The sequence below is a fragment of the Colwellia sp. C2M11 genome (genome assembly GCF_018860915.1).
GTDB lineage: Bacteria > Pseudomonadota > Gammaproteobacteria > Enterobacterales > Alteromonadaceae > Colwellia.
In genome coordinates, this window is record NZ_JAHKQD010000029.1 from 1 (window position 1) to 14,938 (window position 14,938).

A 14,938-nucleotide genomic window follows, 5' to 3' on the forward strand; every position below is an offset into this window, starting at 1 on the left:
AGTGTTTGATTGCCTTTTTTTACTTTACCTATAAACTCACTACCGGCAACAATCTCCCCTACTCCCTTAGGTGTACCTGTCATTACAATATCCCCGTCTTCAAGCGTAACAAAACTGCTAAGCTGAGCTAAAATAGTATCAGGTTTATACATCATTAATTCAACACCGCCTGACTGCATAACCTTACCGTCTATTGTTAATTCTAACTGTAAGCTATTATCAATAGTATCAATCGCAACAAAATCACTAAATAATGCAGCACCATCAAAACCTTTAGCACGTTCCCAAGGTAAACCTTTCGCTTTTAATTTTGCTTGTAAATCACGTTTAGTCAAATCTAATCCAATAGCAACTGCAGTAAACTTACCTTGTTCATTTTTATCTTTCGGATCATTTTTTTGATATAAAAAACATAATTCAGCTTCATAATGTAGTTTTTCATGATGAAACGATATTAATTGGGAAGAAATCGCTGAATTGGGTTTCAAAAATACAACCATTTCATCTGGTACTTCATTCCCTAACTCTGCTATGTGGTCAACATAATTGCGACCAATACAAATAACTTTAGAAGGAGCAATGCTATTCTCGTCAAAATTTACTGTTTTCATCCTACTCTCTTATTTTAATAATTAAACTACAAGGTTCATCGATATCAAGTAGCATTAAGCAATATTTAGAATGTCTTTGATAAAGGGAATAGTGATCTTACGTTGCTCTCTAATAGAAGCTTTATCTAACACATCCAATGAGTCTATTAAATTTGTCATTGCACGAGATAACCTATTAAGAAGGAAGGCTGCAGCATCATCACTCAGCATTAAACCACGCTTTGACGCCCGATATTGCAAAGCAGATATTTTTTCAATGTCATTTAGCGGTTTAAGTTGTTCTGTTAATCCCCAACTTAAACGAGACACTAAATCAGGCAAAGTTAAACCTAATTGAACAGCACTTTGGTCGCCACTAATCAACAAACTATTATTTTGCTCTAAAACTCGGTTATACAGATCAAAAATAGCTTGCTGCCATAACTCATTATTCGCAATTAATTGAATATCATCTAAGCAAATAAAATCGATTGATTCTAAACCATCTAAGACTTCAACTGATAGTTGTAATAATTCGGCGCAAGATAAACAAACTGATGTTTTACCTAATTGAGAAGCGTAAGCACTAGCAGAATGTAATAAGTGTGATTTACCAACCCCTGATAAACCAAACAAATAAAAACAATTAGGTTGTTTTGAGCTAGATAGCAAAGTATTTTCTACAAAAAGAGATAATTGACTGACTACAGCACTATTTGATTCACTTAAATAGCTATCAAAAATCTCATCATCTGGAAGTTGCACAGATAAAGCCAGTTGCGCTGTTTTATTCATTACTTGCTCCAATTAAAAATTGGTACCAATATTCCTTCACCTTCTGCTGGTGAAGGTGTATTGAATTGAGCTAAAGGGTCAATGATTTGAACAAGTGTATTATCAAGTTTTAATGAAGCAAGTAAAGCATCACTGGAGCCAAGTAACTGCAGATTAAACCGTCTTGCACTACCTTTTGCACTGAGTAATGTTGCCGACTTTACGCCAGATAAATTATTTAAAAAATTAAATACGTCTACATAAGTTGCTAAACTATCTATATTAGCTACCTCAATAATGTAATCGTTTTGTTTCGTTGTAGACAAAGCATAACGTTGATAAATTAACTCTGTTATATCAGCTAAGCCGTGTTGCAATAATTCTTGAGGTTCATCACCTACATATTGTCGACTCAATTTTTGCTGTCCTTCGACAAGCCCCCAATCTAGTAAGCTCCAATCAAGCACATAATTATGTTTTTTTACTTTTGATTCTACACAGGATAAATCACAATCATTCGTTTCAATTGTAGCTGTATCTGTATACTGATCTGTATAGCTATCAGTAATCAAACTTGAATTTGAAATTCTCATCACAACAATTGCTTCTGCTAAATAACGGTTCGATGCTTCTTTTATTGGTTGTTGAAAGCGTCCCCATACATCACTAATGGTTAATTGACTCAAATCAGTTAAATCCATTAACGGCATAATAATAGGTAATCCTCGTTGAGCCGAAAATTCATTAACTTTATAAGGTAAAGTAGAAGCAGATGAACTTGATATGATACGACGTTGTAAACCCTGCTCTTCAATTAGCCAAAGTAATACTTGTGGGCGCAAACTACCCCATAAAGGTAAATTGGCTTGTTGAAATAGCTGGTTTATTTTCTCTTCATTAAAACTTGCTAAAATGAATAATTGTTTTTTCGAGCTAAGCTGACCTTCAACCTTGATTGACTTTTCTTGGTATCGATATTGATTCAGATATGAATCGAAATTATTCAATGATTGTTTAATAATTTCATTATCTAAAACACTTTGCTCACCACCTACTTTTAACATCACCGCGGCAAGTGCTTTTTTCAAAGCATGGGCTCTATCACCACTGCTTTGAGAATTAATAGCAACACTGGCCTGATATAAATCTTTTATTTCAACCGCTTCGAGCGTCATAGAAGATAAAATAGTAAGAATAACAAACAGTAAAAAATTAATTTTTTTGAACATATGAAAAAAAACAAGCTATTATGTAGATCCAATTCTATCATAATCAAATCAATATACATATCACTACAATCAATGCCTTGCCGAAAATAGTTGTTAATTCTTACCTAATCTACTTATAGTAGTGAATTAGACAATAATGAAATAAAAAAATTGATTAATTAAGATAAAGATTTTGAGTATATGCGCTTGCACTGCTAGAATACGCATCTTTTTAAACCTTAGTAAGTCTAAAATTTGCGCTTATTTAGGTATTATTCTATCGGTAATTTTTGAGGTTTCCTGTGAGCGAACAAAAACAATCTTTAAGTTATAAAGATGCTGGTGTTGATATTGACGCTGGTAATGCCCTTGTTGAAAACATTAAAGGTGCAGTAAAACGTACTAATCGCCCTGAAGTTATGGGTGGTTTAGGTGGTTTTGGTAGTGTTTGCCAATTACCTACTGGCTATAAAGAGCCTGTGTTAGTTGCAGGTACAGATGGCGTAGGAACCAAATTACGTTTAGCCATTGATCTAGCAAAACATGATACTGTGGGTATCGATTTGGTTGCTATGTGTGTTAATGACTTAATTGTACAAGGTGCTGAGCCTCTATTCTTCCTTGATTACTATGCTACAGCAAAACTTGATGTTGCAGTTGCGTCATCGGTAGTGGAAGGTATCGCTGAAGGTTGTATTCAAGCAGGTTGTGCTTTAGTTGGTGGTGAAACAGCTGAAATGCCGGGCATGTACCATCAAGGTGATTACGATATTGCCGGTTTTTGTGTTGGTGTTGCGGAAAAATCACGCTTACTTGATGGTAGTAAAGTAGCTGCGGGTGATCAATTAATAGCGTTAGGTGCCTCAGGCCCTCATTCGAATGGTTTTTCATTAATTCGTAAAGTATTAGAAGTTAATAATACTGATACAAGTGAATTACTTAACGGAAAAGCGATTAGCGAACATTTACTCGAACCAACAAAAATTTATGTTAAGTCTGTATTAGCATTACTTAAAGAAGTTGATGTTCATGCGCTTTCACATATTACGGGTGGTGGATTTTGGGAGAACATTCCACGTGTTTTACCTGCAACAGCTCAAGCAGTAATTAATGGTGAAAGCTGGCAGTGGCCTGAAATTTTTAATTGGTTAAAAGAGAATGGTAATATCACCGAACACGAAATGTACCGTACCTTTAATTGTGGTGTGGGTATGATTATCGTTGTACCTCAAGATAAAGTTGAACAAAGCATTGAAGTTTTAACTGCTCACGGCGAAAAAGCTTGGCATATTGGCTCAATAGCTGACAAAGCCGACGGTGAAGAACAGGTTGTTTTTTCTTAAGTTAGATACAAATCTAATCGTGAATATTATAAGGAAAGCAAATGTCTAGCCGAATAGTTGTGCTTATTTCAGGCCAAGGTAGTAATTTACAAGCAATCATCGATGCTTGTAAATTAACTGATTACCCCGGCTCAGTTGTTGGTGTGATTTCAAATAAACTTGATGCTTATGGCCTAACTCGTGCCAAAGATGCTGGCATTGAAACTGTCGCGCTTTCACATCAAAAATTTGAGAGCCGAGAAGATTACGACCAAGCTCTTATTACCCAAATAGATCTGTTCGCTCCTGATATTATTGTACTTGCAGGTTTTATGCGTATATTAACCCCTGCTTTTGTTAAATATTATCAAGGAAAGTTAATCAATATTCACCCTTCTTTATTACCTAAGTATCAAGGTTTGCATACGCATCAACGTGCCATTGATGCTGGTGATAAAGAACACGGTGTAAGTGTACATTTTGTTACTGAAACGTTGGATGGTGGTCCTGTTATATTACAAGCTAAAGTGCCTGTATTTGATGGGGATACTAGCGATGACTTAGCTGCTCGTGTGCATGAACAAGAACATAGAATTTATCCTTTAGTTGTGAAATGGTTATGTCAAAATCGTTTAAGAATGGAAACTAAAGATAAAAGTGAAGTAGCAATATTAGATAATAATATTCTCCCAATTTCAGGTTATGCGAACGACGAATAAACTGTTAGTATAAAGGTAGTTAATTTTTACCTTTATACTTTTTCAGGATAAACCGTGCCAATACAACACTCTTTCTTTTTTTTACCTGCCTTTATACTCATTTTTATATCAACTACTAGCTTTGCCAATACTGCTGAGGAAGTAATAACTCACAATCAAGAAAATAACCAATATAAAAATATTATTCCTGAATTTACAGCTGAATATACTGTATTTCATAAAGCCAACCCAGTCGGCACCGCCGTTAGAGCATTAAGTTATCAAACTGATGGCAGCATAGACTACCACTATAAAACTTATGTTGAATGGCTTATTTTTTCACAAACACGCAGTGAAACCTCAATTCTAACAATTAATGATAATCAAGTAACACCTCTGCATTATAAATATAGTAGAGAAGGTACAGGTAAAGATAAACATTACGAATGGCTTTTCAATGCAGCAGAAAATCAAGCAGAGGATCTTCAACGTAAAAGAACGCATACAGTAGATTTTTCTAATAATCTACAAGATAAACTCAGCTATCACCTTCAACACCGATTAAACCTTATAGCTGATGCTAACCAAAAAACCTATACTTACTCGGTGATTAATACTGCCGGATCAATTAAAGATTATATCTATGAATATGATGGCGAAGAGGAATTGATTCTTCCCTACGGTTTGATCAAAACTGTACGTTTCAAACGAGAAATCAAAGATATAGAACGTATTACTTATGCTTGGTTTGCCCCTGAACTCGATTACTTATTAGTAAAGTTATACCAAACTAAAGCAGGAAACGAACAGTTTGAAGCCCAGCTATCAGGCTATACGTTAAATGTGAAAACAGAAAAAGGCATAGTGAAATAGCGAGAAGATGATAACTCTATTTATCATCCTATCAAGTGTGCTGCATCAGCTAGCTATTAGAGTTTGAATTATTACCGCTCTCATTTGATTATTCTTTTTTACTACACGATATTGATTCACCTAACCGAAATAAGTGCCAATCACCGGCACTCATTTTATGCCAAGTTTCATCATCAGTCAGAGGTTGGGTTGCAATCACAGTCACAATATCTTTATCTGTCGTTTCCTGATGGAAATCAACAGCCATTTCAGCGTCAATCAAACTTGCTTTTCCAAAAGGAGCTCGACGCGTTATCCAATGTAAATTATTAGAACAATAAGCAAACAAACACTCGCCATCGCTGATAATGATATTAGCAACACCAAGGTTGTCAATTTTACTGGTTAATGTTGCAATAAACTCAAATAATACTACGGCTGAAGGCTCTTGCTCGGCAAACTTAAAATGAAGCTGATCTAGAATCCAACAAAAAGCATGCTCACTATCGGTAGTACCAATAGGTAAGTGCCATTTAATAGGTAATGATTTTTGAAAATCCTTTAATTGACCATTATGTGCATATGTCCAATTTTTTCCCCACATTTGTCTAATAAAAGGATGAGTGTTTTCTAAACAAACGCCACCTGAATTAGCTTGCCTAATATGACATACAACAGATTCACTTTTCATCGGGTACCTTGTTACCAACTCGGCAATAGGTGAATGTGCACTTGGTTGTGGATCTTTAAAGCTTCGACAACCTTTACCTTCATAAAATGTGATCCCCCAACCATCTTTGTGTGGGCCTGTATTTCCACCTCGTTGCATTAAACCACTAAAACTAAAACAAATATCTGTTGGGACATTAGCCGACATAGCTAAAAGTTCACACATAATTAACCTTAAAGAGAATCAAATGAAATAAAATTGCAAAGTAAAATAAAAGCTAGATAACCCAAACAAATACTTGGTTATCTTGTTAATATAATCTATATATAGATTATACAATTACTTTTATTCAATGTAACAAAAACAAGGATATTTTGTGGATATTTTACTTTGGTTAATTTTAGCTCTTTCACTTACTTGGTTTATGAGCTATTCGCGAGCTTCGCTATCATCATTTACTTTCGCATTTATGGGGTTAATGGTTGTTGGCACTTTATTCGATATTATTGGTTTTGTATCTTGGTTACTTTTTGCCGTGATCGCCCTCCCCCTCAATATTGATAATATTCGTCAACAATTTATTAGTATGCCGTTATTAACATTATTTAAAAAAATAATGCCACAAATGTCTGAAACAGAGCAAGAAGCTATAGATGCAGGCACTACTTGGTTTGAAGCTGAACTGTTTCGAGGTAATCCAAATTGGTCAAGATTACATAATTATCCTCAACCTCGACTTAGTGCCCAAGAAAAAGCCTTCTTAGAAGGCCCTGTAGAAGAAGTTTGTGGCATGGTTAATGATTGGCAAACTACCCATGAAATCGCAGATTTATCACCAGAGGTTTGGCAGTTCTTAAAAGATAACAAGTTTTTTGCCATGATTATCAAGAAAAAGTATGGAGGCCTTGAATTTTCTGCTTTTGCTCAATCAAGAGTATTACAAAAATTAACAGGAGTAAGCTCTGTTCTTGCGAGTACTGTTGGCGTACCAAACTCTCTTGGCCCAGGAGAGTTATTACAAGAATATGGTACTAAAGAACAGCAAGATTATTACTTACCACGTTTAGCTACCGGTGAAGAGATTCCTTGTTTTGCATTAACAGGGCCAGAAGCAGGCTCTGATGCAGGCGCAATACCAGATACGGGTATCATTTGTAGGCAAGTATTTGAAGATAAAGAAGTATTGGGAATAAAACTAAATTGGGACAAGCGTTATATTACGCTTGCACCTGTTGCCACAGTACTAGGACTAGCATTTAAACTTGAAGACCCTGATGGCTTACTCGGCGAGACCAAAGAATTAGGCATTACTTGTGCACTAATTCCTACAAATATAGACGGTATCACAATAGGCCGTAGACACTTCCCGCTTAATGTACCATTTCAAAATGGTCCAACTCAAGGTAAGGATGTGTTCGTGCCTCTTGATTATATTATTGGCGGCAGTGAAATGGCTGGCCACGGCTGGCGTATGTTGGTTGAGTGTTTATCTGTTGGTCGTGCAATCACATTGCCTTCAAATAGTGCTGGCGGAATAAAAACTGCTGCGCTAGCTACTGGTGCTTATAGTAGAATTCGCCGACAATTTAAATTGCCTATAGGTAAAATGGAAGGTGTAGAAGAGCCTCTTGCTAGAATTGGTGGTAATGCCTACTTAATGGATGCTGTTACAACATTATCAACCGGCGCAATAGATCTTGGTGAAAAACCTTCTGTTATTTCTGCTATTTCCAAGTACCATTTAACAGAAAAAATGCGCTCATCGATCATTGATGCCATGGATATACATGGTGGTAAAGGCATATGTATGGGCCCTAACAACTATCTTGCTAGAGGTTACCAAGGTGCACCAATAGCAATAACTGTTGAAGGTGCAAACATTCTCACGCGTAGCTTAATTATATATGGACAAGGCGCTATACGTTGTCATCCTTATGTTTTAGCCGAGTTACAAGCGGCAAATGAAAGTAACCCAGAAAAAGCGTTAGATGACTTTGATCACGCATTATTTGGGCATATTGGGTTTAGCATAAGTAATATCAGTCGAAGTTTATGGTGTTCTCTTACTGGCGCTCGTTTATTAGCTGCACCTTTTAACGATAAAAGTAAACGCTATTATCAACTGTTAACCCGCTTTAGCGCCAATTTAGCTATGCTTAGCGATGTTTCTATGTTGGCATTAGGTGCTGATTTAAAACGTAAAGAGCGTATATCAGCGCGTTTAGGCGACGTGTTAAGTAACCTGTATCTAGCAAGTGCTTGTCTGAAACGCTTTAATGATGAAGGCAGACAAGAAGATGATTTACCATTATTACAGTGGGCTGTAGAAGATTCTTTATATAATATACAAGAAGCCATAGATGCTCTGTTAAGCAACTTCCCGAATCGCTGGCTTGCACGTACGTTAAGGGCTGTAATATTCCCTTTCGGTACTTGGCTAACTAAACCATCAGATAATTTAGACCACCAAGTTGCAAATTTATTACAAACACCGAGTCCTGCAAGGGATAGATTAGGTAAATGGCAATATCTGACCAGAGATGGTAAAAATGTTTATGGTTTATTAGAGCAAACGTTAGAAGATATTATTGCTTGCGAGCCTATATTTAAAAAAGTATGTGATGCTATTGATAAAAAATTACCTTTTTATCAATTAGATAATGCTGCTAAATTAGGCTTAGCTGCCAATGCCATCACCGAAACCGAAGCACAATTATTGATCAAAGCTGAGCAAGGAAGAAAAGCCATTATAAGTGTTGATGATTTTGACTCAAGTGAGCTAACCGCCTTAAAAATCGTATAATAACACGACATATAAGCGTTGTAACAAACGACTGTTGCAACGCTTTAAAATAAAAGTAATTAAGCTGAGTTCGGCTTAAAAAATACTTCTCTAGCAGCCATTTTTCCTGTCTTCATTGCTAAGTTTACTTGTAATAGACTCACTATTAACACGAAATTAATCTTGCTCTTTTATGAACTAAAGTAAAATAATCAATTAAAAGGCACTTAAACAATTAACCGCTGAAATAATTAACCGTTAAATTAATCAATGACTATAATTAACTAAGCATAAAACTAAATACCTTTCTTATATTTCTTAACATCAAGGTGCTAAATTGTCTGATCTCACATCAATTCCTACTAAGTTTTTAGATATGTTGCCAATACCTATAGCTGTTTTGGCACTTGAAGATAGCACCCTTAACCACCCTATAGTTTATGTAAATAGTAGCTTTGACAGTGCTATAGGTTGGAATTTAGAGGATATTCCAGATAAAGAGCACTGGTGGAAAAAAGCATATCCAGATCCTAATTACCAAAAAACGGTTGAAAATTTATGGGAACTATATATAGAATCTGCAGGCGTTAGTGATAAAAGTTTCGCCATGATGACTGTAAATGTTATGACAAAATATCATGGGGTAAAACGCTTTAAAATTCATACCGAATTAAAAAGTGCGTTAATTGATGGGTACTATATTGTGGCATTCAAAGAAGTAGATGTATAAAGCAAACAACAAAAACTACTTTGATAGAGATAAAAGTAAAATATCTAACTCAAATCTAACATAATATAAGCCCTAGAGTAAGGGACTGAGTATGTTAGATCTGAGCTAATACAGATATTGAACTAAAGGTATTTAATCACTATTGCCATCTTCAACACGGCTCTTTAATTTTTGACCCGGTCGAAAAGTCACAACTTTACGAGCAGAAATAGGAATATCTTCTCCTGTTTTAGGATTTCGGCCTGGACGTTCGCTTTTTTGACGTAAGTCAAAATTCCCAAAACCAGAAAGTTTGACTTGTTCGCCACTTTCTAAGGTTTCGCGAATATCCTCAAAAAACATTTCAACCATATCTTTTGCGTCGCGCTTGCTAAGCCCAACTTTCTCAAATAAATGTTCTGCTACTTCTGCTTTAGTAAGCGCCATTGCTTAGTCCCTCAGTGATGCTTTCAACTCTGTTTGTAAAGAATCAACGACTCGATCAATAACATCTGTGATGTCTTTATCTTCAAGCGTTTTGTTTGTATCTTGTAATACTAAGGCAATGGCAAGACTTTTAAAACCATCGTCTATACCTTGACCTTTGTATACATCAAATAAGTTTAGATCAATTAGAAGACTTCCGCCAACCTTTTCAATAAGTTGTAACACTTTTTTTGCATCAATATCGTCTTTCACTACAACAGCAAGGTCACGTCTATTGGCCGGAAAGCGAGATATATCACAGGCTTCAGGTATTTTTTGAGCTAAAATTTCAGGTAATAATAATTCAAAAATTAATGTACGGCCATTCAATCCTAATTTTCGTTCTAATTCAGGATGTAAAGCACCAACATAACCAACTAATTGACCATTTTTAGTGATTTCAGCAGTTTGCCCTGGATGTAGTGCACTAATTTCTGCTTTAGAAAACTCATATGATGTAGCATCGCACGTGAGTGAAAGCAGAGCTTCAACATCACCTTTTATATCATAGAAATCTGTAGCCGCTTTCTCTACACTCCAATGTTCATCTGCACAATTACCACTAATAACACCAGCAATCATATGTTGTTGACGAACACCGTTTTCAGCACTTTCATCAGGTACAAAACGTAGACCTGCTTCAAATAAACGTACTCTACTTTGCTGACGGTTTTGATTATAAGCAACCGATTGCAATAAGCCTGTCCATAAGCTTAAACGCATAACCGACATTTCAGACGATATTGGATGAGGTAGAGTCATCACTTCTTGATCAGGATGAATTAACGATTGTACTTTAGGATCAACAAAACTGTATGTTATCGCTTCTTGGTAATCACGATTCACTAATGTATTTTTTAATTTGGCTAAATCAATATTCGCTTCTTTTTTATTGACCATTTTTAAACTAGCTTTTGGTGCAATATTAGGAATATTGTTATAGCCATAAATACGAGCAACTTCTTCAATTAAATCTACTTCGATTTTTATATCAAAACGGTAAGCAGGCACAACAACTTGCCATTGTGTTGCACTGCCCTCGCCTTCAACACTTACAGTAAAGCCAAGACGAGTTAAAATTTCAGTTACTTTAGCGTCTTCAATATGATGGCCAATACGACTATCTAACTTTGTACGTCTTAAAGAAACATGTTTAGTTTGCGGGATGTGACTGTCTGATTTCGCTTCAACAATAGGCCCTGCCTGACCACCAACAATATCTAATAACAATTGTGTAGCACGTTCCATCGCATCATTTTGTAATGTTGGGTCTATTCCACGTTCATAGCGATGTGATGCATCAGTATGTAAACCGTATTGGCGAGCTTTGCCTAAAATAGCAAGTGGAGCAAAAAATGCACTTTCTAAGAAAATATCAGTTGTTTGTGTAGTGACCCCAGAATTAAGACCGCCAAAAATACCAGCGATTGCTAATGCTTTACTATCAGCAGCACTATCAGCTATAACCAACGTTTTTTCTTTAAGTGTTACTTCATTTTCATCTAATAATGTTAATTTTTCTGCTTTATTGGCAAAGCGTACTTTTATGCCGCCGTCAATCTTTGCTAAATCAAAAGCATGCATAGGATGCCCAAGTTCTAACAACACATAATTAGTTACATCAACGACAGGGTCAATTGAACGTGTTCCACAACGACGTAATTTTTCTACCATCCATAATGGTGTTTGTGCCGCAGGGTTAATGCCTTTAATCACACGACCTAAATAACGAGGACATGCAGCACCTTCTTCAATTGTAATATCAAGAGCATCATCAATTGTTGGCGTAACAGCATTAATTTCAACTTCAGTAACTTCTTTTGAATTAAGCACGCCAACTTCGCGAGCTAAGCCTTTTATGCCTAAGCAGTCGCCACGGTTAGCCGTTAAATCAACATCGATAGTAACATCGTCTAGATCTAAATATTCGCGTAAACAGGTACCTACAGGAGCATCTTGCGCTAGCTCCATAATACCATCAGAGCTATCACTTAAACCTATTTCAGATTCGCTACACAACATACCAAATGAAGGTACGCCACGTAATTTAGCCTTTTTAATTTTAAAATTACCCGGTAATACTGCACCAACGGTCGCAACCGCAACTTTAAGACCGGTGCGGCAATTTTTAGCACCACAAACAATACTAACCAATTCACCTTTTTCTACGGTAGTAGAGCTATAGTCGCCAAGGCTTATTTTTGTTACTTGCAGTTTATCTGCATCAGGGTGCGGTCCGCATTCAACCACTTCACCAATAATAACATTGGTAAATTCGCCCGCAACAGGATCGACTCCGTCTACTTCAAGACCAGCCATAGTAATTTGATGAGCTAATTCATCAGATGAAAGTGCAGGATTTACCCACTCACGTAACCAAGATTCACTAAATTTCATTTGGGGTTTCCTACTTGAACTGTTTTAAGAAGCGAAGATCGTTTTCAAAGAATGCACGTAAATCATTTACGCCATAACGAAGCATTGTTAAGCGTTCAACGCCCATACCAAATGCAAAGCCGGTGTAAACTTCAGGATCTATACCGACACTTTTAAGCACATTAGGATGTACCATTCCGCATCCAAGTACTTCTAACCATTTACCATTTTTACCCATAATGTCTACTTCAGCTGAAGGTTCAGTAAATGGGAAATATGATGGTCGGAAACGAATTTCCACTTCTTCTTCAAAGAAATGGTGTAAGAAGTCATGCAAAATCCCTTTAAGGTGAGTAAAGCTAACATCTTTATCAACCATTAAGCCTTCGACTTGATGAAACATTGGCGTATGCGTTTGATCATAATCGTTACGATATACTTTACCCGGAGAAATAATACGTAATGGTGGCTTTTCGACCTCCATCGTACGAATTTGAACACCTGAAGTCTGCGTACGTAGCACTAATTTAGGATTGAAATAAAAAGTATCATGATCTTGACGGGCAGGATGATGCTCAGGAATATTTAATGCATCAAAGTTATGATAATCATCTTCAACTTCAGGCCCAGCTTTAACTTCAAAACCTAAATCACCAAAAAAGCTTTCAATACGATTGATAGTACGAGTAACAGGATGCAAACCACCAAGTTGTGGGCCTCGTCCAGGTAGGGTTACATCAATAGATTCTGCGGCAAGCTTTTGAGAAATTTCTTCTGCACGTAATAATTCCCCTCGCTCAGTTAATAATTTTTGTACTTTTTGCTTGGCAATGTTTATTACTTGACCCATTTTAGGCTTTTCTTCTTTAGGTAGTTTACCTAAGCCTTTCATTTGCTCTGTAAATAAACCTTTTTTACCTAAAAAGTTAACGCGCACTTGATCTAGTGCATTAGGATCGATTGCTTCACTAATCGCCTTTTCTGCCTGAACGACAATATCATCTATGGTGGTGGTGTCTAAACTCATGATTTCCTCTAAAACGGGACTAAAACAGCCTTTGTGAAAAGGCAAAATTGCCGTTCAATAAATAGACTTAAAAAATGAGGTCAATTTTACATTAAACTCTATAACCATGCCACCTTAAGATGATATGAGTCTATGATTATGTAGGATAAACTGCTTTTATTTAGTTTAAAGAGGCGTTGAAGTAAGAAATAAACATGATTTAACGCTATTAATGTTAAAAAATGAGGATATAAAAAAACCAGTGACCTGCACTGGCTTTAATTGATTAATATTTGCTAAGTATTAAATTAATAAAAATGCATTAATAACAATTCACAATCATTTTTACAATATACTACCAACCTTCCACATCTTTCATATCTGGTAATTGATGTGCAATACCTTTATGACAATCAATACACGTTTTTTCACCGGCAGCTAATGCAGTTGAATGTTGATAAGCAGCACGTTCACTTTGCTCAGTAAAATCCATATAATCAAAATTATGACAATTACGACATTCTAAAGAGTCATTAGCTTTTAAGCGTGTCCATTCATTTTGAGCTAACCGTTTGCGGTGATCTAAGAATTTTTCACGTGTATTAATGGTGCCAAAAATAGTGCCCCATACTTCTTTCGATGCTTGCATTTTACGTGCTATTTTATCTGTCCACTTGTGAGGCACATGACAATCAGGGCAAGTAGCCCGAACACCTGAACGGTTTGTAAAGTGGATGGTTGTTTTTAGCTCTTCATAAACATTATTTTCCATTTCATGACATGAAATACAAAATTCTTCTGTATTAGTTGCCTCTAAAGCAGTATTAAAACCACCCCAAAAAATGATACCGGCAATAAAACCACCAATGACTAAAACACCAAGGCTATAATAAGCACTAGGTTTTGTTAATGTTCGCCAACCAATTAATAGTATATTTTTCATAATAGCTCCTAATGCTGATCGGTATTAACAGTTTTACTCTTCATTAAACTATTCATATCAATAAAGCTATTTTCTATTAATGGTTCAGCATCTAATTGAATCACATGGCACTGGTTACAAAAATAACGACGTGGCGATACATCGGCTAAAAAGTTACCGTCACGATCCATATAATGTGTCACGCTTACCATAGGTGCTTGAGACTTTTCAGTACGATGACGAGAATGACAAGACATACATTTATTGTTATTTCTATTTACTTCATAACCACGAATAGTATGTGGAATAATAGGTGGCTGCATAGGATAATTCCGACCTTGTTTTATATCCTTATTAACCACCTTATAAATTCTATTTGGTTCTTTTTGCGTGTCAATTTCAGTATGATCACGTAGCGTTGCCACTGTATTTATTTCTAATTTATCTGCAGCAACCACCGTAAAGCTAATAGAAATCACTGTCAGTAAAGAAACAGCTAAAAGGTTAGTAATAGCTGATTTAATATTTAAATTTTTCATATCA

The 14,938-nt window shown here is 36.0% G+C and carries 14 protein-coding genes; 5 read left to right on the plus strand and 9 right to left on the minus strand.

Annotation, left to right across the window (positions count from 1 at the left end):
- From KO509_RS08435 to KO509_RS08445, 3 genes are all read right to left on the minus strand, one after another.
- On the minus strand, positions 1-611 hold a 611-nt coding region (locus KO509_RS08435), incomplete at its 3' end, for a fumarylacetoacetate hydrolase family protein (protein ID WP_215972846.1).
- A gap of 54 nt (positions 612-665) precedes the next feature.
- The gene (hda, locus tag KO509_RS08440; protein WP_215972847.1) at positions 666-1,385 is read right to left on the minus strand and encodes a DnaA regulatory inactivator Hda; all 720 of its coding nucleotides are present in this window, start codon (positions 1,383-1,385) and stop codon (positions 666-668) included.
- Positions 1,385-2,593 carry a DUF2066 domain-containing protein gene (locus KO509_RS08445; protein ID WP_215972848.1) on the minus strand — a complete coding sequence of 403 codons (1,209 nt, stop codon included), beginning with the start codon at positions 2,591-2,593 and terminating at the stop codon, positions 1,385-1,387. Before KO509_RS08445 ends, hda begins: the two co-directional genes overlap by 1 nt.
- Before the next feature lie 281 nt (positions 2,594-2,874).
- Here KO509_RS08445 and purM point away from each other — a divergent pair, with 281 nt between their 5' ends.
- The 3 genes from purM to KO509_RS08460 are packed head-to-tail and all read left to right on the plus strand — an operon-like array spanning position 2,875 to position 5,465.
- A complete protein-coding gene (purM, locus tag KO509_RS08450) occupies positions 2,875-3,915 on the plus strand; it encodes a phosphoribosylformylglycinamidine cyclo-ligase (protein WP_215972849.1) in 1,041 nt (346 codons plus the stop codon).
- 41 nt (positions 3,916-3,956) lie between these two features.
- A complete protein-coding gene (gene purN, locus KO509_RS08455) occupies positions 3,957-4,613 on the plus strand; it encodes a phosphoribosylglycinamide formyltransferase (RefSeq protein WP_215972850.1) in 657 nt (218 codons plus the stop codon).
- A 54-nt stretch (positions 4,614-4,667) separates the two neighbouring features.
- On the plus strand, positions 4,668-5,465 hold the full coding sequence (locus tag KO509_RS08460) for a DUF3108 domain-containing protein (protein ID WP_303495782.1): 798 nt from the start codon (positions 4,668-4,670) through the stop codon (positions 5,463-5,465).
- 88 nt (positions 5,466-5,553) lie between these two features.
- On the opposite strand, the gene KO509_RS08465 is transcribed toward KO509_RS08460, so the two are convergent.
- Positions 5,554-6,339, minus strand: a complete 786-nt coding sequence (locus tag KO509_RS08465) for a class II glutamine amidotransferase (protein ID WP_215972851.1) — start codon at positions 6,337-6,339, stop codon at positions 5,554-5,556.
- A gap of 151 nt (positions 6,340-6,490) precedes the next feature.
- On the opposite strand from KO509_RS08465, the gene fadE reads away from it, so the two are divergent.
- A complete protein-coding gene (fadE, locus tag KO509_RS08470) occupies positions 6,491-8,917 on the plus strand; it encodes an acyl-CoA dehydrogenase FadE (protein ID WP_215972852.1) in 2,427 nt (808 codons plus the stop codon).
- Between the two features lie 316 nt (positions 8,918-9,233).
- Entirely contained in the window at positions 9,234-9,626 is a 393-nt protein-coding gene (locus tag KO509_RS08475; RefSeq protein ID WP_252727460.1) for a hypothetical protein, read from the plus strand.
- 132 nt (positions 9,627-9,758) lie between these two features.
- Here the strand turns inward: KO509_RS08475 and KO509_RS08480 are convergent, their stop codons facing one another.
- The 5 genes from KO509_RS08480 to KO509_RS08500 form a co-directional block, all read right to left on the minus strand.
- The gene (locus tag KO509_RS08480) at positions 9,759-10,052 is read right to left on the minus strand and encodes an integration host factor subunit alpha (protein ID WP_159820640.1); all 294 of its coding nucleotides are present in this window, start codon (positions 10,050-10,052) and stop codon (positions 9,759-9,761) included.
- A gap of 3 nt (positions 10,053-10,055) precedes the next feature.
- Complete coding sequence (gene pheT / locus KO509_RS08485) at positions 10,056-12,488, minus strand: phenylalanine--tRNA ligase subunit beta (RefSeq protein ID WP_215972853.1); 2,433 nt, start codon at positions 12,486-12,488, stop codon at positions 10,056-10,058.
- 10 nt (positions 12,489-12,498) lie between these two features.
- Positions 12,499-13,494, minus strand: a complete 996-nt coding sequence (gene pheS / locus KO509_RS08490) for a phenylalanine--tRNA ligase subunit alpha (protein WP_215972854.1) — start codon at positions 13,492-13,494, stop codon at positions 12,499-12,501.
- Positions 13,495-13,828: 334 nt separating this feature from the next.
- Positions 13,829-14,416, minus strand: a complete 588-nt coding sequence (locus tag KO509_RS08495) for a cytochrome c3 family protein (protein ID WP_215972855.1) — start codon at positions 14,414-14,416, stop codon at positions 13,829-13,831.
- An 8-nt stretch (positions 14,417-14,424) separates the two neighbouring features.
- The gene (locus KO509_RS08500; RefSeq protein ID WP_215972856.1) at positions 14,425-14,934 is read right to left on the minus strand and encodes a nitrate reductase cytochrome c-type subunit; all 510 of its coding nucleotides are present in this window, start codon (positions 14,932-14,934) and stop codon (positions 14,425-14,427) included.
- Between the last annotated feature and the right edge of the window lie 4 nt (positions 14,935-14,938).